This is a genomic window from Streptosporangium sp. NPDC023615 (assembly GCF_040640155.1).
Classification (GTDB): domain Bacteria; phylum Actinomycetota; class Actinomycetes; order Streptosporangiales; family Streptosporangiaceae; genus Streptosporangium.
Genome location: NZ_JBFABE010000005.1, coordinates 21,225 through 42,560, shown reverse-complemented (window position 1 = coordinate 42,560; position 21,336 = coordinate 21,225). Strand labels below are relative to the sequence as shown.

17 protein-coding genes, 4 tRNA genes and 1 pseudogene are annotated in these 21,336 nt (G+C 71.1%); 10 read left to right on the top strand and 12 right to left on the bottom strand.

Features of this window, described 5'->3' with window-relative positions:
* Nucleotides 1-11 precede the first annotated feature (11 nt).
* Nucleotides 12-1,631: an ATP-binding cassette domain-containing protein gene (locus AB0G16_RS05600; RefSeq protein ID WP_362799072.1), complete on the top strand. Its 1,620-nt coding sequence runs from the start codon at nt 12-14 to the stop codon at nt 1,629-1,631.
* A 515-nt stretch (nt 1,632-2,146) separates the two neighbouring features.
* On the opposite strand, the gene AB0G16_RS05595 is transcribed toward AB0G16_RS05600, so the two are convergent.
* Nucleotides 2,147-2,219: transfer RNA gene (locus AB0G16_RS05595), tRNA-Lys, on the bottom strand.
* Nucleotides 2,220-2,416: 197 nt separating this feature from the next.
* On the opposite strand from AB0G16_RS05595, the gene AB0G16_RS05590 reads away from it, so the two are divergent.
* Nucleotides 2,417-2,977, top strand: a complete 561-nt coding sequence (locus tag AB0G16_RS05590) for a 3'-5' exonuclease (RefSeq protein WP_362799069.1) — start codon at nt 2,417-2,419, stop codon at nt 2,975-2,977.
* 68 nt (nt 2,978-3,045) lie between these two features.
* On the opposite strand, the gene AB0G16_RS05585 is transcribed toward AB0G16_RS05590, so the two are convergent.
* On the bottom strand, nt 3,046-4,203 hold the full coding sequence (locus AB0G16_RS05585; RefSeq protein WP_362799066.1) for an acyl-CoA dehydrogenase family protein: 1,158 nt from the start codon (nt 4,201-4,203) through the stop codon (nt 3,046-3,048).
* A 118-nt stretch (nt 4,204-4,321) separates the two neighbouring features.
* On the opposite strand from AB0G16_RS05585, the gene AB0G16_RS05580 reads away from it, so the two are divergent.
* Nucleotides 4,322-4,777, top strand: coding sequence for a PspC domain-containing protein (locus AB0G16_RS05580; protein ID WP_362799063.1), 456 nt, complete (start codon nt 4,322-4,324; stop codon nt 4,775-4,777).
* A 1-nt stretch (nt 4,778) separates the two neighbouring features.
* Here AB0G16_RS05580 and AB0G16_RS05575 read toward each other — a convergent pair whose 3' ends face one another.
* Together AB0G16_RS05575 and AB0G16_RS05570 are read right to left on the bottom strand one after the other, a co-directional pair.
* Entirely contained in the window at nt 4,779-6,074 is a 1,296-nt protein-coding gene (locus AB0G16_RS05575; protein WP_362799060.1) for an MFS transporter, read from the bottom strand.
* 169 nt (nt 6,075-6,243) lie between these two features.
* Nucleotides 6,244-6,594, bottom strand: coding sequence for a metallopeptidase family protein (locus tag AB0G16_RS05570; RefSeq protein WP_362799057.1), 351 nt, complete (start codon nt 6,592-6,594; stop codon nt 6,244-6,246).
* Nucleotides 6,595-6,629: 35 nt separating this feature from the next.
* Between AB0G16_RS05570 and AB0G16_RS05565 the strand changes: the two genes are divergently transcribed.
* From AB0G16_RS05565 to AB0G16_RS05540, 6 genes are all read left to right on the top strand, one after another.
* A complete protein-coding gene (locus tag AB0G16_RS05565) occupies nt 6,630-8,144 on the top strand; it encodes a metallophosphoesterase (RefSeq protein ID WP_362799054.1) in 1,515 nt (504 codons plus the stop codon).
* A 91-nt stretch (nt 8,145-8,235) separates the two neighbouring features.
* A tRNA-Glu gene (locus AB0G16_RS05560) sits at nt 8,236-8,308 on the top strand.
* Between the two features lie 101 nt (nt 8,309-8,409).
* Nucleotides 8,410-8,484 (top strand) — tRNA-Asp (locus AB0G16_RS05555).
* 28 nt (nt 8,485-8,512) lie between these two features.
* Nucleotides 8,513-8,586: transfer RNA gene (locus tag AB0G16_RS05550), tRNA-Phe, on the top strand.
* Nucleotides 8,587-8,636: 50 nt separating this feature from the next.
* Nucleotides 8,637-9,119 carry a hypothetical protein gene (locus AB0G16_RS05545; protein ID WP_362799051.1) on the top strand — a complete coding sequence of 161 codons (483 nt, stop codon included), beginning with the start codon at nt 8,637-8,639 and terminating at the stop codon, nt 9,117-9,119.
* Nucleotides 9,120-9,310: 191 nt separating this feature from the next.
* A complete protein-coding gene (locus AB0G16_RS05540) occupies nt 9,311-9,493 on the top strand; it encodes a hypothetical protein (protein WP_362799613.1) in 183 nt (60 codons plus the stop codon).
* A gap of 107 nt (nt 9,494-9,600) precedes the next feature.
* Here AB0G16_RS05540 and AB0G16_RS05535 read toward each other — a convergent pair whose 3' ends face one another.
* A complete protein-coding gene (locus tag AB0G16_RS05535) occupies nt 9,601-9,837 on the bottom strand; it encodes a tyrosine-type recombinase/integrase (RefSeq protein ID WP_362799610.1) in 237 nt (78 codons plus the stop codon).
* An 818-nt stretch (nt 9,838-10,655) separates the two neighbouring features.
* Between AB0G16_RS05535 and AB0G16_RS05530 the strand changes: the two genes are divergently transcribed.
* Nucleotides 10,656-10,904, top strand: a complete 249-nt coding sequence (locus AB0G16_RS05530; RefSeq protein WP_362799049.1) for a hypothetical protein — start codon at nt 10,656-10,658, stop codon at nt 10,902-10,904.
* Between the two features lie 312 nt (nt 10,905-11,216).
* On the opposite strand, the gene AB0G16_RS05525 is transcribed toward AB0G16_RS05530, so the two are convergent.
* The 7 genes and pseudogenes from AB0G16_RS05525 to AB0G16_RS05495 form a co-directional block, all read right to left on the bottom strand.
* The gene (locus AB0G16_RS05525; RefSeq protein WP_362799046.1) at nt 11,217-11,843 is read right to left on the bottom strand and encodes a signal protein; all 627 of its coding nucleotides are present in this window, start codon (nt 11,841-11,843) and stop codon (nt 11,217-11,219) included.
* A gap of 239 nt (nt 11,844-12,082) precedes the next feature.
* Nucleotides 12,083-13,849, bottom strand: coding sequence for a hypothetical protein (locus AB0G16_RS05520; protein WP_362799043.1), 1,767 nt, complete (start codon nt 13,847-13,849; stop codon nt 12,083-12,085).
* Nucleotides 13,850-14,041: 192 nt separating this feature from the next.
* Complete coding sequence (locus AB0G16_RS05515) at nt 14,042-15,676, bottom strand: nitrilase-related carbon-nitrogen hydrolase (RefSeq protein ID WP_362799040.1); 1,635 nt, start codon at nt 15,674-15,676, stop codon at nt 14,042-14,044.
* Between the two features lie 82 nt (nt 15,677-15,758).
* Nucleotides 15,759-16,402 (bottom strand): annotated as a pseudogene (locus tag AB0G16_RS05510) (response regulator transcription factor).
* A gap of 489 nt (nt 16,403-16,891) precedes the next feature.
* A complete protein-coding gene (locus tag AB0G16_RS05505) occupies nt 16,892-17,857 on the bottom strand; it encodes a serine hydrolase domain-containing protein (RefSeq protein ID WP_362799037.1) in 966 nt (321 codons plus the stop codon).
* Nucleotides 17,858-17,947: 90 nt separating this feature from the next.
* Nucleotides 17,948-18,931: a BtrH N-terminal domain-containing protein gene (locus tag AB0G16_RS05500; RefSeq protein ID WP_362799034.1), complete on the bottom strand. Its 984-nt coding sequence runs from the start codon at nt 18,929-18,931 to the stop codon at nt 17,948-17,950.
* Between the two features lie 143 nt (nt 18,932-19,074).
* Complete coding sequence (locus tag AB0G16_RS05495; protein WP_362799030.1) at nt 19,075-21,303, bottom strand: MMPL family transporter; 2,229 nt, start codon at nt 21,301-21,303, stop codon at nt 19,075-19,077.
* Nucleotides 21,304-21,336 lie beyond the last annotated feature (33 nt).

The window sequence follows — 21,336 nt, the reverse complement described above, 5'->3', positions numbered from 1 at the left end:
GATCTCGGTTGATGGGACATCTTGAGGCTTCGCACATCGAGTACTACCTGCCGGACGGGCGTCTGCTCTTGAACGACGTGTCGTTCCGGCTGGGTGAGGGTGCGACGGCGGCGATGGTGGGCCCCAACGGTGCAGGGAAGACGACCTTGCTGCGACTGCTGTCGGGCGAACTGCAGCCGCACGGCGGCACCGTCGCCTCCAGCGGCGGCATAGGTGTGATGCCCCAGTTCGTTGGCTCGGTGCGAGACGAGCGGGCGGTTCGCGACCTGCTGGTGTCGGTGGCGCCACCACGCATCCGGGAGGCCGCGGCCGCGGTCGACTCCGCGGAGTACCGGGTGATGACGGTGGACGACGAACCCGCGCAGATGGCCTATGCCCAGGCCCTCAGCGACTGGGCCGAGGTCCAGGGTTACGAGGTGGAGGCGGTCTGGGACATCTGCACCATGGCCGCCTGTGGAACGCCCTACGACAAGGCGCAGTTCCGTCTGGTGCGGACCCTGTCGGGCGGAGAGCAGAAGCGGCTGGTGCTGGAGGCCCTGCTGCGTGGCCCCGACAGCGTCCTCCTGCTGGACGAGCCCGACAACTACCTCGACGTCCCCGGTAAGCGGTGGCTGGAGGAGCAACTGGAGGCGACCCGTAAGACAGTGCTGTTCATCTCGCACGACAGGGAGCTATTGGCCCGTGCCGCCCGCCGGATCGTGGCGGTGGAACCGGCCCCGTCGGGCTCCACGGCCTGGGTGCACGGCCGTGGGTTCGACACGTTTCACGAGGCGCGGGAAGCCCGCTTCGCCCGGTTCGAGGAGCTGCGGCGGAGTTGGGATGAGAAGCACGCCCAGCTCAAGCGTCTGGTGGTGGACATGCAGCAATACGCCTCCCGCAGTGAGGAGATGGCCTCGCGTTATCAGGCGGCCAAAACCCGGCTGCGCAAGTTTCAGGAAGCGGGACCGCCCCCGGAACCGCCACGCAAGCAGGAGATCCGGATGCGGCTGCGCGGCGGCCGCACCGGCGTGCGCGCGGTGGTGTGCGAGAACCTGGAGCTGACCGGCCTCATGAAACCGTTCTCCCTGGAGATCTTCTACGGCGAGCGGGTCGCCGTCCTGGGCTCCAACGGCTCGGGCAAGTCGCACTTCCTGCGCCTACTGGCCGATGGGAACGTCGCTCACACCGGCACGTGGAAACTGGGTGCCCGAGTGAATCCCGGCCACTTCGCCCAGACCCATGCCCACCCCGAACTGATGGGCCGCACCTTGACCGGCATCCTGTGGGACGAGCACGCCAGGGACCGCGGCGGCGCGATGTCGGCCCTGCGCCGCTACGGCCTGGATCGCCAGGGCGACCAGCCCTTCGACAAGCTCTCAGGCGGCCAGCAGGCCCGCTTCCAGATCCTCCTGCTGGAGCTGGCCGGCACCACCGCTCTCCTCCTGGACGAGCCCACCGACAACCTCGACCTCGAATCCGCCGAAGCCCTCCAAGAAGCTCTGGAATCGTATGAAGGAACTGTCCTGGCCGTCACTCACGACCGCTGGTTCGCTCGTTCCTTCGACCGCTACCTGGTCTTCGGCTCCGACGGCAACGTCCGGGAGACCCCTCGTCCGGTCTGGGACGAGCGCCGTGTGGAACGCCCCCGCTGAACCCGTACCGCTCCGGAAGTCATCGCAAAGAGCTTGACCTGCGGGTTGGCCCGACATGCCGATACGGGCAAGACCGGTCCTCGATCTACAACGAACGTCACCGCGCTCGGTGCCGGCCGACGTATGCCGATCACCACGACGGTCAGCGACCGCACCGGTCCCGCGCGCGGCGGCCGCCCGATCAGGACGAGCGGGCCGTCGTACTGTTCCAGGGCCGGGGCGAACGCCGAAAGGCGCTCGACGGGCCGGTCGACGAGTGCCACCGAGCCGCGTGGCCGCTTCGGAGAACTCCCGCCTCAGGCCCGGTGCCATGAATCTCGAAGCGGTACAGGCGGCCCGGCGAGGCCTTCGGCCGCGGTCCTCCCATGCCCGTCCGCGGGGCCTGACCTGAGGGAACGGCAATGAACGATCTTCCGTGTGCCGGGTCCGTGCCCGCGAGCGGACAATCGGCGGCCCGCTGCGCGCCAAGACTCTGCCCGGTCCGAGAAATCGCAGGTCAGACAGGGGGTGAATAGTAGGGCGCCTGGGACTCGAACCCAGAACCTACGGATTAAAAGTCCGCAGCTCTAACCATTGAGCTAACGCCCCGCAGGTGACAGCGTACCGAGGATAGTGTCCACTAACGTCCGTCGCCAGGCCCATTCATGGTCACCTGTTTGCGGAACGGCAGGTGGAGGGCCGGGGCGGCTCCTAGAGTGGCGGGCATGACGAGCTCGGGGCCTGAAACCGTCCGCGGCGCCCATGTCTCCACTGTCTCCACCGTCTCCACACGGCAAGGGTATGTCGTGGTGGACGTGGAGACCACCGGATTCTCCCCGTCGAGGGGCGACCGGATCTGCGAGATCGCGCTGGTCTCGCTGGACGCCCGGGGCGAGACCGTCGACGAGTGGCACTCGCTGGTCGATCCCGGCCGTCCCACCGGGGCCGTGCACGTCCACGGCATCACCGGCGCCATGGTCATGGGCGCGCCGGTGATCGAGGAGCTGCTGGACGAGATCTGGCGGCGGGTAGCCGGGCGGGTCCTGGTGGCCCACAACGCCTCCTTCGACCTGCGTTTCCTGCGGCAGCTCCCCGGCAGCGAATGGGTGAGCCAGGCCCTGTGCACGCAGAAGCTGGCCCCCGGTTTCCTGCCGGACGGCAGGTGGACGCTGGCCGCGTGCTGCGAGCGCGCGGGCATCCCGCTCACCCGCGCCCACGCCGCCCTGGCCGACGCCCGCGCCACCGCCGAGCTGCTCCGCTTCTTCCTGGCGAGCGGCGCCTCCTGGGAGGACGAGCTCCGCAGGGCGGCCGAGACCCCCGGGTGGCGGCCGTCCGGCCTGCCCCAGAGGCTTCCCCGCCCGCGCTGACCGGCCGGCGGTGAGGTGGACACCGCTCCCGTAGGGGGGCGGGGGCGCGGGGGCCACGGCCGGCGGGGTCAGCGATAGGCGGCGATGCCGGTGAGCGCCTCGCCGAGCACCAGCGTGTGGATCTCCTGGGTGCCCTCGTAGGTCAGCACGCTCTCCAGGTTGTTCATGTGCCGGATCACCGGGTACTCCAGCGTGATGCCGTTGCCGCCCAGGATGGAGCGTGCCTGGCGGGCGATGTCCAGGGCGGCGCGGACGTTGGCGAGCTTGCCGAAGCTCACCTGACGCGGCGTGAGGGTCCCGGCGTCCTTGAGGCGTCCCAGATGCAGGGCGGTGAGCTGCGCCTGCCCCAGCCCGACGTACATCCAGGCGAGCTTCTCCTGGGTCAGCTGGAAGCCGCCGATGGGCCTGCCGAACTGGACGCGGGACGTGGAGTAGTCGACGGCCGTCTCCAGGCAGGCGCGGGCGGCGCCGACCACGCCCCAGACGATGCCGAAGCGCGCCTCCGAAAGGCACGACAGCGGGCCCTTGAGCCCTCGCACGCCCGGCAGCACGGCCGACGCGGGCAGGCGGACGTCGTCGAAGAAGAGCGAGGAGGTCACCGAGGCCCGCAGCGACATCTTCTTGTGGATCTCCGGGGCGGTGAGGCCGGGAGTGCCGGCCGGCACCACGAAGCCGCGGACGCCCTCCTCGGTCCGCGCCCAGACCACGGCGACGTCGGCGATCGAGCCGTTGGTGATCCACGTCTTCGAGCCGTTGAGGATCCAGTCGCCCGAGGCGTCCTGCTCGGCGTGGGTACGCATGCCCGCCGGGTCGGAGCCGTGGTCGGGCTCGGTCAGGCCGAAGCAGCCGATCGCCTCGCCCGCGGCCATCCGGGGGAGCCACTCCTCCTTCTGCTCGTCCGAGCCGTACTTCCAGATCGGGAACATCGCGAGCGAGCCCTGCACGGACACGAACGACCGCAGCCCGGAGTCCCCGGCCTCCAGCTCGCGGCAGGCCACGCCGTAGGAGACCGCGTCCAGGCCCGCGCAGCCGTACCCGTCCAGGTGCATGCCCAGCAGGCCGAGCGAGCCGAGCGCCGGGGCGAGCTCGCGGGCGGGGAAGGCGGCCTCCTCGAACCAGTCGCCGACATGCGGGAGCACCCGGTCGGAGACGAGGTCCCGTACGGTGTCGCGGATGAGCCGCTGCTCCTCGGAGAGCTCGTCGTCGATGCGCAGGAGATCGTCCATGGTGTCCCTCTCTCGTCGGCCCTGTCAGGGTATTGCGGTCCCGGGCGGGGTGCATGTCAGGGTCGTGCCAGGGGGAATCCCGATGTGACGGCGCCCTCTGACCGGGCATTCTCGATATATGAACGAAAACCACTTCTCAGGCGTCAAGAAGCTCCAGCGGACCAGGGACGGGCGCATCGTCGCCGGTGTGGCCTCCGGCCTCGGACGGTACGTCGGTGTCGACCCCAACATCATCCGCGCGGTCCTGGCCGTCGCCACCTTCTTCGGGGGGCTCGGCGTGGCCGTCTACGCGATCGGCTGGGTGCTCCTGCCCGAGGAGGGCCGGGAGAGGTCGGTCCTGCAGGACGCGATCGACAAGAACAAGGACAACCCGATCTGGCTGGACGCCAGGGCCAAGGCCGAACAGAGCTGGGCCAAGGCCACCAACCGGCACGCCGGGCCGCACACCGGGTCGCACGCCGGGCAGGACTACCCGACCCACCAGGAGCCCTTCCCTCCCGCCCCCGACCCCGTCGTCTCCCCGACGCCCTACCAGGCGCCGAGGCAGGGCGACGACCCCCGCTTCCAGGGGTGAGTCAGGTGTCCGCCTCCGCGCGGACCCTCTCGATGATCTCCCTGCGGGACCGCCTCCAGAGCACGGTCAGCGCGGCCGACGTGATCAGTCCGGCCGCGCCGGCCAGTGCCACCACGTTCTCGGGGCCGAGGTGGTCGGCCGCGACCCCGCCGGCCAGGATGCCGATGCCCTGGGAGGCCAGCAGGCCCGACTGGACGAGCCCGAAGGCCTGGCCGCGCTGCCCCGCAGGCACGCACTGCACGAACGCGGCGTTGGCCGCGAGCTGGTAGGCCCCGCCCAGACCGGAGACGAACCAGAGCAGCAGGACCACGACGAGCGGCGGCCTGACCGCGCAGACCATCAGGGGCGCGCAGGTCAGCATCGCCATCCAGCCCATCGACCGCAGCCGGTTCGACGGGCTGACGTAGCGGCTGAACAGGAACGCGCCGACGACCGTCCCGGTGGGCATGGCGGCCATCAGCAGGCCGGTCACCAGGGAGAGACGCCGGGGATCACCGGTCAGCTCGTCGGCGTACGGGGTCGCGATCCCCTCGGGCAGCACGTAGAAACCGCAGAGCCACGCGAAGAGCACCAGCGTCCGCAGCCGGGGGTCGCCGAAGACCAGCCTGGCGCCGGCCCGGGTCATCCTCCACATCGAGGGCCGGTTCTCGTCGGCGGGGACGGGCGCGGGACGCCGCCGCACCCCCGAGACGATGATCAGGGCGGAGGCCAGGTAGGTGGCCGAGTCCAGGGCGAGCGCGCGGTACGGGCCCATGCTCATGATCAGGACGCCGCCGACGGCGAAGCCCAGCATCTGCGCACCCTGGTTGGTCATGTTCTGCAGGGCCGAGCCCGCGACGTAGCGGTCGCCCGCCAGCAGCTCCGGCAGCAGGGCCGCCCGCGCCGCCGAGAACGGCGCGCTGAGCAGCACCACGCAGAAGACCAGCACGCACAACGTCGCGAACGAGGCCCCCGGGACCGCCATGAGCCCGACCAGGACGGCCCGCAGCAGATCGCAGGCGATCATGACGCGCCGCCGGGCGTAGCGGTCGGCGAGACCCGCGAGCAACGGCCCGCCGACGATCGGCGGCAGGTAGGTCAGGGCGTAGACCGACGCGGTCGCCAGGGGGGAGTCCGTCCGCTCGAAGACGAGGACGGACAGGGCGACCCGCGAGAGCTGGTCGCCGAGGAGGGAGAACCCCTGGCCGATCCAGAGCGCGCGGAACTCCCTGACGGCGATGACCTCGCCATAGGTCGCTCGGCGTTCCGCCGGACGGCGGTGCCGACCGGGTAGTCGGCCGGACTTGGTGGCCGCCATAGGACTCCGCTGAGTTCGCAGGCACACTGACTGTGGGTGGTCGCTGTGTGACCTACCGTGCCTTCTGCGGGGCCGCCGCGCAACCGAAAGCAATCAAGCGCATGCAAACCGTAACGATAAGCGGTGACATTTCGAGAACAGCCGTATTTGGTATGAGTTTCGGGGGTACCTACCAACCCAGCTCGTGCAACCGGTCATCATCGATCCCGAAATGGTGAGCGATCTCGTGAACGACGGTTATCTGTACCTCCTCGACGACCTGGTCCTCGGTGTCGCACATCGCGCAGATCGGCCCCCGGTAGATCTCGATCCGATCGGGTAACACCCCCGCGTACCAGTCCCCTCGCTCCGTGAGTGGAATACCGGTGTAGAGACCTAGAAGCCCTGGTTCGGGCGGATCGTCCACGACGACCAGCACCACGTTGTCCATGACCTTCGTCAGCTCGGGGGGGATGGTGTCCAGAGCCTCGGCCACGAGTTCCTCGAACTTCTCCCGCGAGATCTCGATCACACACGTCATTCTGCCCGCGTATCCGGGGGTAGGGGTGGAGGCGCATGAAACTCACTGATCTGACTCCCCGGGCCCGCCGTCTCGCCGGCGGGCGCATCGGCCGCGGCCTCGCGCGCACCGTGGCCGTCGCCGCCGTCGCCCTGGCCGGCGCCTGGCTCGGCATCATGCTCGGCGGGACCGTACGGGCCAACGTCGGGCCGGTGGAGCTGGGCATGGCCGCGGAGCCCTCCTGGAGCGGCGAGACCGTCGTGGACGCCCACCCCTTCGGCACGCTCCTGTTCGACACCCACAGCGCCCCGGTCGGCCTGCGTGTGACCCTGGAGAACATCAACCCCGACCGGGCCCGGGGCTTCCTGGACGACCCCAGGTACTCCGCGGACCGGCTCCCCGCGCTCCTGGAGGAGGAACTGGGCGCCGGGGTCAGGACGCTGATCCTGCGCGCCGCGTTCTGCGGCCTGGCGGGCGCCCTGGTCGCGTCCCTGGTCGTCTTCCGCCGGCCGGGACCGGCCCTGGCCGGCCTGCTGGGCGTCGCCGTGGGGATCGCCGGTACGGGCGCGGCCATCGCCCTGACCTTCCGGCCCGACTCGGTGGTGGAGCCCAAGTACACCGGCCTGCTGGCCGGGGCGCCCTCCCTGGTCGGCGACGCCGAGTCGATCGTGACCAGGTTCGAGTCCTACCGGGTGCAGCTGGCCAAGCTGGTCAACAACGTCTCCCAGCTCTACGACGTGGTCTCGGCCCTGCCCGTCTACGACGCCGACCCCACCTCGATCCGGGTGCTGCACGTCTCCGACATCCACCTCAGCCCCATCGCCTGGAACCTCATCCGCTCCGTCACCGCCCAGTTCAAGATCGACGCGATCATCGACACCGGTGACATGACCGACCACGGCACCGGCCCCGAGGACAGGTTCGTCGAGGAGATCGCTACCTTCGGCGTCCCGTACGTCTTCGTCAGGGGCAATCACGACTCCGTGACCACCCAGCGGGCCGTGGCCCGGCAGAAGGGGGCGGTCGTCCTCGACGGCCAGGCCGCGACCGTGGCGGGACTGCGCGTCTACGGCCTCGGCGACCCCCGGTTCACCCCCGACAAGTCCGTCCCTGTCGACTCCGACCTCGAATCCCTGGCCGCCCTGGGCCGCTCGCACGCCGACGGGCTGGCGCGGCTCCCCAAGCAGGTCGACCTGGTCGCCGTGCACGACCCCACGATCGCCAAGGGGTTCTCCGGCGCGACCTCGCTGGTCCTCACCGGCCACTCGCACGTGCGCTCCACCGAACTGCTGCCGTCCGGGACGCGCGTCCTGGTGCAGGGATCCACCGGCGGGGCGGGCCTGCGGGCGCTCGAACACGACGAGCCGACCCCCGTCGAGGCCTCGGTCCTGTACTTCGACGCGCAGACGCATCGGCTGCGGGCCTGGGACGACATCACCCTCGGGGGGCTCGGCGAGCAGTCGGTTCAGATCCAACGTCACGTGGAGACCGACCCTGGCCGTACAATTTCTCCTGTGCCGACGACCGCCCCGTCTCCAACGGGGTCCGTCAGCGTCACACCGACGCCGTAGACCGCCAACCGCTTTGGCATCGGGGCAAAAGTCCCCTATGCTTCAGAGGTCTCCAGCGGAGCACGGCGAAGGAACGGGACGCGAGTCCCGAGCCCCCATCGTCTAGTGGCCTAGGACACCGCCCTTTCAAGGCGGCGACACGGGTTCGAATCCCGTTGGGGGCACGGCTGAGCCAAGGCTCACCGGGGAAACGGCAGGTCGAAGACCTCCGGAAAACTGGTAGGCTAAGCAAGGCAAGAAAGACGGGGCAAAAGCCCCGAAACAAGGTCCTGTAGAGCAGTTTGGAGTGCTCGCCACCCTGTCAAGGTGGAGGTCGCGGGTTCAAGTCCCGTCAGGACCGCTCTGGTAGGTGTTCGATCCACCACCGAGGTCAGGTAGCTCAGTCGGTACGAGCGTCCGCCTGAAAAGCGGAAGGTCGGCGGTTCGACCCCGCCCCTGACCACAGCAGCCGAGCAGCACAAACGCCCCGAGCGATTATCGTTCGGGGCTTTTTTGATCTTCGATGACAGCAACGCTGACAGCAACGTCATCCGATTACCGGTGAGCGTGAGACACGTGGATGATGTCCAGCCGAAATTTCTGTTGATTGACGCAGACGGGCAAATGTGTGGCTCCTGCGTTGATGCCGAAGGCGTCTTCGTCGAGGCGCTGGACGACGACGAACGTGGGACCGTCGAAATCCTGGGTTGCCTCCCCTCCCCGCGGATGCGTGACTACCTCAGCGGGTCCAAGCGCCACCGCCTGAGGAATCCGCTGGGGCCGGGTGCGCTGCGGATGCTCGATACGGCCGGGAATCCGCTCGCGGAGTTCTGGATGGGCGAGGTCATCGGCTGGCGGCCCTCACCGCTCGGCCGTGAACGGGTGGACCTGGTCGCCCACTGCGGGATGACGTCCCCTCTTCCCGTACGCGGCATGTCTGGGAGCATTGGCGTACGGCCGGGCCCGACCGGATCAACCAGTGGGCCGGCTACGTAGGGGCGGACAGAGAAGAGTGGCTGACCGTCGTCTTCCACAACAACCGCTGGCGGGCAGAACACCCTGATCGCCCATCGGGGCACACCTACGATCTCGACGGAACACACGTCACCGACAAGGCGAGTTTCTACCTGGCGATCGGGGAAGCGGTCAACGGGCCGGGGGGTTACTTCGGCTGAAATCTCGACGCGCTGAGCGATTGCCTGCGTGGGAGATTCGGAGCGGAGGCGCCTTTCGCGCTGGTCTGGCACCGTTCGCATATTGCTCGGGAATCCCTCGCCTTCTCATTTGAGGGGGCAGGTGCCAACACGACCTACTTCGACGTCATCCACACCGTCCTCGAAGAGAACAGGGTGGATGTCGTGCTGAGGTGATCCTCTACAGCCCAGATGTTCACCATCCGGTGGGCCGATCCGGGATTGTCGTCAACGGCGTGATGCCCCGTCCTGATTTGAGGATGGGGCATCAACGGTCGGTTGATTCAACCTGGGGCGTCTCCGAGTTTCCCGAGGGCGTGGCGCTTGTCGTCGAGGGAGGCGTGGGTGTAAACGGTCATGGTCACTTCGATGTCGCTGTGGCCGACGATGCCGCGGACGACCTGGGGCGGGACGCCGAGGGTGAGCGGCAGAACCACGCAAGTGTGGCGAAGGCCGTGAAAGCGCGTGTCCCCGAGGCCGACGGCTTTGCGAACATGAAAAATCAGACAATCTGATTTCATGAAGGTGATGACTGCTACGGAGGCATCTCGAAGCTTCGCGCTCGTTCTGGACGAGGCGGAGCGAGGGGAGACGATCGTGGTCACTCGGGGGGGGCAAGCGGATCGCGGTGATCGGTCCCGCGCCCACGGCGCCGGGACGTATGGTCAAAGCCTTCCTGGCCAGAGCCGCGGGGACGCTGGACGCCGATTTCCAGGCCGATGTCGCGACGGCCCGGGAGACCGCCGACGACGGGATGAGGAGCACGTGGCCCGACGTCTGATCCTGGACACCGGCGTGTTGATCGCGGCGGAGCGGGGCAGGGCCTCCGTGGACGCGGTGATCGGGGATGCCGACGATGTGGCGGTCGCCGCGATCACCGTGGCCGAGCTGCTCGTCGGTGTGGAGCCGGGCCGATCCGTCCGGGGCTCGCGCTTCCGCGATGTACTCCCGGCAGGGCGGCGCCACCGCCGGTCGGACGGAACCGCAGGGCCCGGAGTCGTTCGGCGAGGGTGTTGTCGTGAGGCAAGCCGATGACGTGAGTGTCCATGTGTCCCCGGACGGTGTCGGGGCCCCGCGGGCGCAGGCCGGCCCCAACCCGCAGCACCCGCTGACGACGTCGCTCGGTGAGTACCTCGACTCCTCGGACGCCGACCTTCCGTCGATGGCGGTGGTCGCGATGCTCGGGGGGGTTCGGCATCAGCGAGTCCATCGCGCCCGCCGCGGTGGACCGGCGACCGGGTGACCGTCTCCTTCTCGATCCCCAGTCCGGTCAGGCGCCACGGTACGCGGTCCGCAAGGTCCTGGGGGCACTGGGTTTCGCGCGGCTGTACGACAGCGTGTGGATCCGGCCCGGATCCGACTCCGGTTCGGTGGCCCGGGCGCGCGCGAGATCCTGAGCGACGTCGACGGCAGCCGATGGTCGGTGATGCGCGCCCGTTCCGACGAGGAGACCGGCCCGCACGGCCCGGCCGCCGCCTACGATCTGGCCGGCCTCGCCTCGGCCTACGAGGCCTTCATCGCGCGGTACGCGGACCTGCGGGTGGCCGTCCGGAACACGGCGGGTTCGACACCGGCAAGATCGCCGTAGGGGGCTTCTCCTGGGGGGGCTGGAGGCCTACCCCCCGTATCACCACGACCACCATTTTCAGCAGCGGGTCGCTGAACGACGCCGACGACCACCAGCTCCGCAGGTTGACGAAGCCGATCGCCTACTTCGTCGGGGCCCGGTGACATCGCCTACCAGAACGCTCTCGACGACTGGGGCAAGTTGTCGGCGGGGCTGCCCGCGTTCATGGGCACCCTGAACGCCGGGTACGGCGGCACCTACGGCCAGCCCGACGGCGGCGAGTTCGCCCGGGGGGTGACGGCGGCCCCGGGGCTGCTCGGCCACCTACTCGGGTCACGCCCGCTGCCCGGTCCCCACGATGAGCGTGTAGTCGACCCCCGTGCGGAAGTCACCGGAGGACCCGCGAACGCTCAGCGTGTGACGGCCGGGCCGCAGCGGCTGGAGACGTACCCACAGACCGCAGGCGTGGGAGACGGTCGTTCCCTCCTCGCCGGTCAGCGGGTTGCCCGCCACACCGGTTACGGCGACGTCGCCCTCCTCCACCCGTTCGGGCGTGACCGGCTCGCCGTCGAGGGTGGCCCTGCCTTCGGCGACGGCCATGAACTCCTCGCACACCGCCTCCGAGCCGGCCAGGTTGACCAGCGGGAACACCACCGGCCGCCCCGCGGGCACCGTGCAGGTCCGCCGTACGGTGCCGCCGAAGGTCCCGGCGAGGAACCACACGTCCTCCGGCTGGTTCCGGTCGCAGAACTCGCCGGTCGTGTCCGCCACGGGGTTCGTGCTCTCGCCCTCCGAGGAAGCCCAGGTCCACCAGCGTCCCTGGATCGTCCCCGCCGCCGAGGCGGTGGGCGTGGGGGAGGAGGCCGTGCCGGCCTCGTCCGCGGCGCTCTCCTGGGCCGTACCGCAACCGGTGAGCAGAACGGCGGACAGCAGGAGCGGGACGGCGGATCTGGGAGGCATCCGGGAATCATAGGCCCGACGGGCGTCGCGCTGCCGGCTGCTCGTGCGGGGCTCCGGGGCGAGGGTTCCGGGGCGGGGGTGCCCTTCACGCCGGTCCGGCGCCGTCCGCCCACCGCCCGCGAATCCCTCGCCTTCGCCTTCTGGTTCTCGTTCGAGGAGAGGGGGATGACGCGCTCTGTTTCGACGTCGTCCGCGCCGGGTTCGAGGGGAGCGGGGCGGACGTCGTGCGGCGGGTGTCCTCATCGGGAGGAAGGGAAACCGGCCTTGATCTGCTCGAGGCCGCGTCGGCAGACCGCCCACCGGTTGTCGTCGCTACGGGCGTTGGAGAGAACGACGCTTGCGACGATCTCATCGTGACACGGGGGAGTCCCGTGCTGGCTGCACCCGCCCCGGGCGGCCGTGCTCTTCGGGTTCCTGTACCACGTCGGAGGCTGAGGGGGAAGGATCCGGAAGCGCGGGTTCACCGCCAAGAGATCGTCGAGTGCGGCGGTCACGATTTCCGGCGCCCCGGGTCGTGCGAGCGCGGCCGGAGCGAGAGACGGACGCCTCGCGTAGTTCGCGGCGAGGAGCTGTCCGGGAACCTGCGCCCATCCCGGAAGGACACTCAGGGCGTCGGCGAGTCGCGCCAGCCTCTCCGGGGAGGCCCCACGGTTGCGCATCCACTCGAAGTTGATCGAGAGCACCGAGTTGCTCACGCCCGTGTAGATGCTCCAGACCGCCGCCTCGTCGGTCCCGAGATCGAACCGCGTCGTGACGGAGAGGTACTCGGCCTCGCCGAAGTGGTACCCGCGGAAGGACGGGTGACGTTCCGCGTGCCGGTAGACCGCCAGCAGGGTGCCGGCCACGTCCTTGAGACAGTAGCGCTCGATCGCGTGGAGAAGGCTGTCCTCGTCCCACCGGTCCCATCCACGTGACGGCGGCGTCCGCTGCTCACCGGTCATCGGGGGGGCGGCTCCGAGGGAACCCGCGTCGACCGGCGCGGCGTCGTAGTCCGTGACCGGAAGCGGGTCGCCGAGTGCCTGCTGGATGGCGACGGCGATCGATTCGAGCCAGGAGATGGTCTCCTCCGCCTCGCTCGCGCCGATGGCCGCCTTCTGCCCCGGCCGGTCCGGGTCGTGGTCGGCCGTGTGCGCGATGTTGTTCCGGCGCCAGGCGATCTCACGCAACGTACCGCGTACGCCGTCGGCGGTGATCGGCATCGCCGGGTCCTGGCCGGTGAGGATCTCCGCCACCCTCACCCAGAGGTTGACCGTGCTGACGTGGCCGAACCCTTCCTTGATCTTTTCCGGGTTCTGGAAGGTCATGTGGGCGAACACCTGCTCCACGTGGGCGCGGAAGGCCTCACCCAGGGGCTCGTCGTGGTGGTGGACCCTCTCGAACAGCTCGACGGGGATGGACAGCCTGCTGAACCTGGGAGGACGCGCCACCCCCGGTTGCAGCGCGAGAGCGACCGCCCGGTCGATGATCTCCCGTGTGACCCAGTGGTCCAGGGCCGCGACGGCCTGGGTCCAGGCGGCTCGGTAGAGATCGCTGACGTCGAAGGCTCCCACCTTGAGCCGTTCCAGGCTGCGGCCCCCGTGCACGAGCTGCCGGGCGTACTCGAGGTTCCGCTGGAACTGCTCGAACGCCGGCGGGGCGTGGTCGGGCCCGGAGCCGGCATACGCGCGACCCTGGACGGGCATCCGCCGGGCCCGGTACTGACGGCCCAGCTCCCGGTACAGCTCGACGCCCGGGAAGCTTTCCAGTGCCTGGACCCCGGCGGGTGTGATCGACCACCCGTTCCTCTTGCTCATCCAGCCGAGCGACGCCGCCTCTCCCGTCCGGAACCCCAGCTGTGCCCACCAGCGCGGCTGACCGTGCGCGTCGGGAGCCTGGTGCTCCGGAGTGACGGAGACCCTTTCGGTGACCGCTTCCCGCACCTCGTCGGGCCGCAGCGGACGGTCGGCCTCCCGGAGGACCTCCAGCGCCGCACGAAGAATCGGTGCGATGTGCTCGGCGAAGGACATGGGACTCCTCGATCTTCGGTTGCGGCCGGGGGCGCCGTCCGCCGAGCGGGTCGCCGTGGTGACCTGGACAGACCACGGCGGATGAGACGCTCCGCGCAGCCGATCCGGACAATCGGAATTCGATGCCTTCAAGGGGAATGGAGGTGGCGTCCGGCGTAAGACGTGGTTTCCACGAACAGGCGGGGATTCCCGTCAAGGGGTTTTCGGGACTTCCCCACCGCTTCCGGAAACCGTACGCCGATCATCCATCGTGCCATGCCGACGTTCGTTCAGAAGCCGAATCGCTTCCCGAAGGTGCGCCTGGAGCGCTCCGACGCGGATGGAAGAAGGGGGACGGTTCACTCGCCGCGTCCGACGACCTTCCAGGGGTTCGGGCACACGTCCGTTCCTCGCCGAAGGCCGGCGGGTGGTGACGAGGGACAGGGCGGTCAGCGCCAGGCAGAGCCAGGCGAACCAGTCGCCGCCGTAGGTGGCGAACGCGCCGGTTCCTCCCGTACGGACGGTCGCGGTGAGCGTCACGACGGCGCGGCTCGTGGTCGTGGTCTCGGCCAGGACGCGACCGTACGGATCGCTGACGGTCAGGTTCCCGTTCGCGGCGCTTCGCGCGATCCAGAAGCCGTTCTCCACGCCTCGCAGCACCGCCGTGCGCGCGTGCTGACGGTCGTCGAGGTCGAAGTCCCAGGCGGGCAGCAGCATGAGCTCCGCGCCGCGCCGGCGGTACTCCCGCGCGAGGGAGGGGAAGTCCAGGTCCTTGCAGATCGCCACCCCCGCGCCGGGCAGCAGGAGCAGCCGGTCGCCCGGCGTGTACGACTCCACACCGGGCACCATGTGCCGCTTGAGATAGGTGCCCGGCTCGCCGCCGGCGGCGGGGAAGACCATGGCGGTGTTGCGGTTCGCGTCGGTGACGATCACCCCCGCGACGATGTCCAGCCGCCGGTCGCGTGCCAGGGCCGCCAGCGGGCGGGTGATCAGGGGAAGGTCGTCCGACGTGGTGACGAAGCCGCCCTCGGGCAGGATCGCCATGTCCGTGCCCGGTGACAGGGCGCGCAGACGCGCCAGCACCTCGGCCAGCCGTTCCCGCCCGCGCGGGGTGTCCGCCGGCGCCCAGTCCCCCTGCTGCCGGGAGGCCAGCAGGGCGATCGTCCGCACGGGCCCGTCAGGATGGGCGAGGCCGAGCCGCAGGGCCCCGAGGCCGGCGACCAGGGCCACCAGGACGAGCGCCGCGGCGGCGATCCGCGGGCGTCCTCGGCGGGAGGCGGCGAGAGCCGCGGGCAGGCCCGTCACCAGGAACGTCACACCCCACCCCCCGGTCAGCGAGGCGAGCTGGAGCACCGGGAGGAGGTCGGACTGGGTGGGGGCCAGGCTCCAGATCGCCCCGTTGGGGGTGAGGACCGGGACGAGGTATTCGGCGCTCACCCAGGTCGCGGGCACCGAGACCGCCGCCAGGCACGGGCGGTCCCGCCGCAGCAGGGTGCGGAAGAGCAGCACGGCCACGACGGCCAGCAGCGCCGGGACGAGCAGGTTGAGCAGCGCGACCGGGAGCGGCAATCCCATCCGGTCCCGCTGCAGCGTCCACGTGGTGAGCCCGCCGGCGCCCCAGGCGAGCAGTGCCGTCAGCGCCGCCAGGGACGCGGGCACCCGCGGCGCGAGCAGCAGCACCGGCAGGGGCGCCAGCCAGGTGAGCCAGGCGACGGGGTGCAGGCCGGTGCCGAGGTACAGCAGGACGGCCGAGAGCGACGTCGTCGCCGCCGCCATGAGGGCGACGCGGGGACGGCCGGGACGGGAACCGGTCGAACGACCGGTCGAACGAGTGGTGTACGGACGCATCGGATGCCCTTCCTCACGGATCGGGATCGATGCTGCCCGGGAGGGGGTCCCGAGGGGATCGCCGCCGGGAGTGAACCCGCGTTCATCCCTGGGAGTGACCCCCTGGGACGGCCAGGCCGGCCTCGTAGGCGAAGACGACCGCCTGGGCGCGGTCGCGCAGGCCGAGCTTGGCCAGCAGGTTGCTCACGTGGGTCTTGACCGTGTGCTCGCTGACGACGAGCTCGGAGGCGATCTCGGCGTTCGACAGCCCCCGCGCGACCCGCCCCAGGGTCTCCCGCTCCCTGACGGTCAGCTCGTCGAGCCGGCCCTCAGACGGGGGACGGGGTGACCGTGCCTGGCCAGGGTCTCGATCAGCCGCCGGGTCACGGTCGGCGCCAGCAGCGCCTCCCCGGCCGCGACGACCCGGACCGCCTGGACCAGGGTGTCACGGTGGGCGTCCTTGAGCAGGAACCCGCTGGCCCCGGCGCGCAGGGCCGCGTACACGTACTCGTCCAGGTCGAACATGGTCAGCGCCAGCACGCGGGCGGCGGTGGACGCGCAGATCCGCCGGGTGGCCTCGATCCCGTCCGTGTTCGGCATCCGGATGTCCATGAGCACCACGTCCGGACGGAGTTCGGCCGCCGAGCGGATCGCCTCGGCCCCGTCGGCGGCCTCCCCGGCCACCGTGATGCCGGGCTGCGCGTCCAGGATCATGGAGAAGAGGGCGTACGCGGTGACGAACGCCATCCCGACATGGCCGAAGGAGTCCAGCGGCTCGCCGGGGACGATGAAGGACACCGCCAGTGACACCGCCCAGCAGGCGCCCGCCGCGAGCTGCCAGCGCAGCGGGCTCAGCGCGGCCACCGTGTAGGTGGCCACCAGCACGCCGTACGGCAGCGGAGGCACCGCGTGCGCCAGGGCCAGCCCGGTCGTGGCCGCGCCCGCCGCGACGGCGACGGAGACGGGGGCGCGCCGCCTCCACAGCAGCGGCACCGACGCGCCGGCGGCCAGCACCACCTCCCGCCACCCGCCGGAGGCCCAGGTCAGCGAGGGCCAGAGGGTGGCGGCCAGCACCGCGCCGGCGATCGTGACATCGAGGGCGAGGCGGCCGGAGGCGCCGCGAGGGCCGGCGCCCCACGCGGTCGGGGGCGGCGACGGGGAGATCGGCAACGCGGCGCTCCTGTGGGACGACGGGGCGTGCCCTCGGTATCGGGCGGTGGACGGGACCGGTGCGGTTCAGCGTTCGATCGCCGGGAGGATCACCTCGTCGAGCACGGCCGAGGCGGTCTGCCGGCCGGGGCTGTCGTACTGGCCGGCGGTGACGGCGACCACGAGGTCCAGCGGGGGCGCCACGTGGATCCGCTGGCCGCCGTTGCCGGACGCGGCCGCCCACCCCCGGCCCGTGTACCAGTGGTAGCCGTAGCAGGAGTCCTCGTCGAGCCGCACGTGCGGGCGCAGTGCCGTGGCCAGCCAGGAAGCGGGCACGATGCCGCGCCCCCCGTCGAGGACGAGCCGCCCGATCGCCAGGAGGCCACGAGGGGTCAGCCGCAGCCCGGCGGCGGCCAGGGCCGTGTCGTCCGCGCCGGTCACCCACTCGAAGCGTGTGATCCCCAGCGGCTCGAACAGCCTGTCGCGCGCGTGGTCCGCCAGTGCCGACCCCGTGCCCTTCTCGACGAGCCGCGCCAGCAGCGCCGTGGCGCCGCCGCAGTAGGAGCGGCGGACGCCGGGCTCCTCCACGATCGGCCGCTCCAGGACGTAGCGGCAGCGGTCGGGGGCGAGCTCCATCGCGACCTCGTCGTTGGCCGCGCTCGTGTAGGGGGCGTCCTCGTTCCACTCCAGGCCGAGTGTCATCGTGAGGGCGTGCTCGACCGTCAGCGCGGCGCGCCGGGGGTCCTCGGCGAGGTCGGGGTACTCGGGGAAGTGCCGCAGCAGCGGCTCGCGCGGCTCGGGTACGCGGCCGTCGGCCAGGGCGATGCCGTACAGGAGACCGACGACGCCCTTGGTGACCGAGCGGACGTCGTGGAGCGTGTCCGGGGTGAAGCGCACGTGGCCGAGCGGCTCGTTCAGCCTGAGGTCCTCGCCCTCGCCGTAGTGCTCCAGGACGACCCGGCCGCGGTGGGCGACGACGACGGCGTGCAGGCCGGGTACCCGGTCCTGCTCGACGGCGCGGGCGAGGCGGTCGGTGAGCGCGCGACTGTCCATGATCTTGTTCTACCGTCCGGCGTCTTGACCCGCCAGTGGCCGGCGGGACGGGGGCGCCTTCGTCGCGGGAGGGAACGGTCCTCCCTTCGGCTACAACCGGCGCAGCACCCGCATGGCGTCCTTCTCGACGCGCGAGAGGTCGTGGAGGACGGCGCCTGCCCGCTGAAGGTACCCGGCGTCGCCGCTCTCGCCGGCCTTCGCGATCAGGGCGGACACGTCCGTCCACAGGGCGGCGGCCTCGGCGTAGAGCCTGTGACCGGTGCGGAGGCCGCCGTCGTCGAACAGCAGGGTGCACTCGTCGAGGAAGTCGCGGTAGAGGGCGCGGAACAGGGCGCCGCCGGTGCCGCCCTTCTCCATGAGGAGGGCGGCCCGCGGCAGGTCCCGCCGCGGGTCGCCGGCGCGTAGCAGCCATCCGGGGACCTGCCTGCCGGCTTTCTCGATGCCGCGGTGGCCCAGGTTCGCGATGGGGGCGGCGAGGAAGGCGTCGGCGCAGTCCCTGACGGCGGGGATGATCCGGTCCTGCCAGGAGGACGGCCGGGCCGGCAGGGTGACGGTGAAGGATCGGTTCCTGGCGGTCATGGGGCCGCGCTCGGCGCGCGCCAGGGCGAGTCCGGCCAGGCCGGTGCGCACCGCTCCTCCCTGCTGCTCGGTGTCCACGAGGTAGGCGTCGTGCTCGTCGTAGCCGTACATGGCGACGACGTGGCCGCCGAAGTGCGTCCTGGAGCGGAAATAGTCCAGGTGGTAGCAGTCGAGTTGAAGCCCGACCGGCCGGCCGGCGTCGATGGGGGCGGCCACGTTCTCCCACGCCCTGCGCGGTGAGGTGGTCTCCTTGACCGTCAGCGTCAGCCCCAGCCTGGCGGCCAGGTTCCTGGTGAGGTCGAACGGCCTGACGCGGCCCCCGAGGAACGGGAACGCCATGTTCTTGCCGTCCCAGTAGACGAAGGACAGGCCCGAGCCCAGCCCGAACAGCATGGGCTCGGACAGGTCGAGCCCCTCGTGCCGCAACAGCACCCCCAGCGCCGTCGTCTCGCAGTGGTGCGTGCCGCGGGCCTCGACGTCCTTCACGATGGTCATGCGTCTCTCCCCGGACCGGCGCGGTGAGCGGTCGCACCGCGCGCCGTCCCCGGCGTCTCCACGACCGACCGCTGGGAACAGCATGGGGTCTCCCACGGTGGGAGGGTCCAGCCGGGACCGGGCCCGTCACCCGGGCCGGGAGGTCACCGCGACGCCCCGGTCAGTTCCCGCGACTCCTCCCGCGCCCCGGTACGGCTCAGGCGGCCGGGCCACCAGGCTCGCGGGCCCAGGTCGCGTACCAGCGCCGGCACCAGCAGGGACCGCACCACCAGGGTGTCGAGCAGGACGCCGAAGGCGACGATGAAGGCTATCTGCGCGAGGAAGGCCAGGGGGATCACCACCAGCGCGGCGAAGGTGGCGGCGAGCACGACACCCGCGGAGGTGATCACTCCGCCGGTGGTGACCAGCCCGCGCAGCACGCCCCGCCGCGCCCCGTGGCGCGCGGTCTCCTCGCGCACCCTGGACATGAGGAAGATGTTGTAGTCCACCCCCAGCGCGACCAGGAAGACGAAGCCGTACAGGGGCACGGACGCGTCGACGCCGGTGAACCCGAACAGGTGTGTGAAGACCAGCGTGGAGACACCGATGGTGGCCACGAAGTTCAGGGCCACGGTGACCACCAGGAGCAGGGGCGTCACCAGCGAGCGAAGCAGGACGATCAGGATGAGCAGGATGATCGCCAGGACGATCGGGACGATGAGCAGCGTGTCCCGCTCGGCGGTCTGCGTCGTGTCGTAGCGCTGGGCGCTGTACCCGCCGACCAGGACGCCGTTCTCGGAGGCGAGCGCGGTGCGCAGGCGCTCGACCGTCTTCTGGGCGGCGTCGCCGTCCGGCGCGTCGTCCAGCGTCGCCTCCACGAGCGTGAGCCCGTCGACGACCTTGGGGGAGTCGCCGGGGCGCCCGCTCCGGCTCACCACCGAGGCGTCGGAAACGCCCTCGACGCCTCGGGCCGCCTCCCGTACGGCGGCGGCACGCTCGGCCGGGACGACGATGACCGCGGGCTGTCCCGAGCCTCCGGGGAAGTGCTCGCTCAGCGCCGCCTGTGCCGCGACCGACGGCGCGTCGTTCACGAAGGTCTCGTCCAGCGGTACGCCGGCGGCGTTGAGCTGCGGCGCGAAGAGGGCGAGGCCGGCGAGGGGCAGGATGGTGGCGATCCAGAGGAGGCGCGGGCGGCGGTCGACGAGGGCGGCCACGCGGCCCCAGATCCCGCGTGCCCCGGTGGCGGCCTGCCGGTCGGCGGGGTGGCCCGCCGGGGAGCCGTCCGGATGGTCGGCCGGACGGTCGCCCGGGGAGCCGTCCGGGTGGTCCGCCGGCGGGCCGGCCGGGTCGGCGGGAAGGTCCGCCGGGCGTGGCTTGGTCGGCCACAGTGCGGCGCGGCCCAGCAGCATGAGGACGGCGGGCAGGAAGGTGAGCGCGCTGAGGGCGGCGCACACGATGCCGATGGCGCCCACCGGGCCGAGCGCGCGGTTGTTGGTCAGGCCGCTGAGCAGCAGCGCGAGCAGGGCCAGGGCCACCGTGGCGGCGCTGGCGACGATGGGCTCGAACGAGCGCCGCAGCGCGACACGGCCCGCGGCGACCCGGTCGCCGGTCGCGGCCAGCTCCTCCCGGAAGCGGGCGGTCAGCAGCAGCGCGTAGTCGGTGGCCGCGCCGATGACCAGGATGAACAGGATGCCCTGCACCTGGCCGTCGACCCGGACGATGTCGCGGTCGGCCAGGACGTACACGATGGCGCACGCCAGTCCCAGGGCGAAGACCGCGCCGAGGATGATGACGAAGGGCAGCAACACGCTCCGGTACACGGCCAGCAGGATGACCAGCACGGTGATCAGTGCCACCCCGAGCAGCAGGCCGTCGATCCCGGCGAAGGCGTCGGACAGGTCGGCCCGGGTGGCCGCCGGTCCCGCGAGCCGGGCCTGGAGGCCGTCGACCGCCACCGCGGAGCCGATCCGCTCCAGGGTCTGCCCGAGCGAGTCGTCGAGATCGGGACTGAGCTGGACCACGCCCTGCAACGCCCGGCCGTCGTCCGAACCGATGGCGGGCGTGGGCGTGCCGACGACGCCCTCCGTCCCGCGCAGCGCGGCCAGCGCCCGGGTCGCCTCGGTGGTCTGCCCCGGGGTGACGTCCCCGCCGCCCCCGCCGTTCCCGCCGTCCGTCGTCCAGACCACGATGAGCGGCTGTGTCGCGCCCTCGCGGAACCTCTCCTGCGTCTCCAGCACGCGCGTCGACTCCGCGCTCTGGGGCAGGAACGCGGCCTGGTCGTTGGTGGACACCTCGGCGAGCCTGCCGGCGAACGGGCCCAGCCCGCCGCCGACGGCCAGCCAGACCAGCACCAGCAGTGCCGGGACGAGCAGGCGGATCGATCGTCGCGCCATGAGGCCGTCCTTCCGTGACGCCGGATAACTCAA

What these genes read in the sequence shown, in the direction of transcription:
- AB0G16_RS05600 (WP_362799072.1), top strand. Translation starts at nt 12, where the DNA reads ATGGGACATCTTGAGGCTTCGCACATCGAGTACTACCTGCCGGACGGG.
- AB0G16_RS05585 (WP_362799066.1), bottom strand. Translation starts at nt 4,203, where the DNA reads ATGGACGATCTCCTGCGCATCGACGACGAGCTCTCCGAGGAGCAGCGG.
- AB0G16_RS05580 (WP_362799063.1), top strand. Translation starts at nt 4,322, where the DNA reads ATGAACGAAAACCACTTCTCAGGCGTCAAGAAGCTCCAGCGGACCAGG.
- AB0G16_RS05575 (WP_362799060.1), bottom strand. Translation starts at nt 6,074, where the DNA reads ATGGCGGCCACCAAGTCCGGCCGACTACCCGGTCGGCACCGCCGTCCG.
- AB0G16_RS05570 (WP_362799057.1), bottom strand. Translation starts at nt 6,594, where the DNA reads ATGACGTGTGTGATCGAGATCTCGCGGGAGAAGTTCGAGGAACTCGTG.
- AB0G16_RS05565 (WP_362799054.1), top strand. Translation starts at nt 6,630, where the DNA reads ATGAAACTCACTGATCTGACTCCCCGGGCCCGCCGTCTCGCCGGCGGG.
- AB0G16_RS05535 (WP_362799610.1), bottom strand. Translation starts at nt 9,837, where the DNA reads ATGAAATCAGATTGTCTGATTTTTCATGTTCGCAAAGCCGTCGGCCTC.
- AB0G16_RS05525 (WP_362799046.1), bottom strand. Translation starts at nt 11,843, where the DNA reads ATGCCTCCCAGATCCGCCGTCCCGCTCCTGCTGTCCGCCGTTCTGCTC.
- AB0G16_RS05520 (WP_362799043.1), bottom strand. Translation starts at nt 13,849, where the DNA reads ATGTCCTTCGCCGAGCACATCGCACCGATTCTTCGTGCGGCGCTGGAG.
- AB0G16_RS05515 (WP_362799040.1), bottom strand. Translation starts at nt 15,676, where the DNA reads ATGCGTCCGTACACCACTCGTTCGACCGGTCGTTCGACCGGTTCCCGT.
- AB0G16_RS05505 (WP_362799037.1), bottom strand. Translation starts at nt 17,857, where the DNA reads ATGGACAGTCGCGCGCTCACCGACCGCCTCGCCCGCGCCGTCGAGCAG.
- AB0G16_RS05500 (WP_362799034.1), bottom strand. Translation starts at nt 18,931, where the DNA reads ATGACCATCGTGAAGGACGTCGAGGCCCGCGGCACGCACCACTGCGAG.
- AB0G16_RS05495 (WP_362799030.1), bottom strand. Translation starts at nt 21,303, where the DNA reads ATGGCGCGACGATCGATCCGCCTGCTCGTCCCGGCACTGCTGGTGCTG.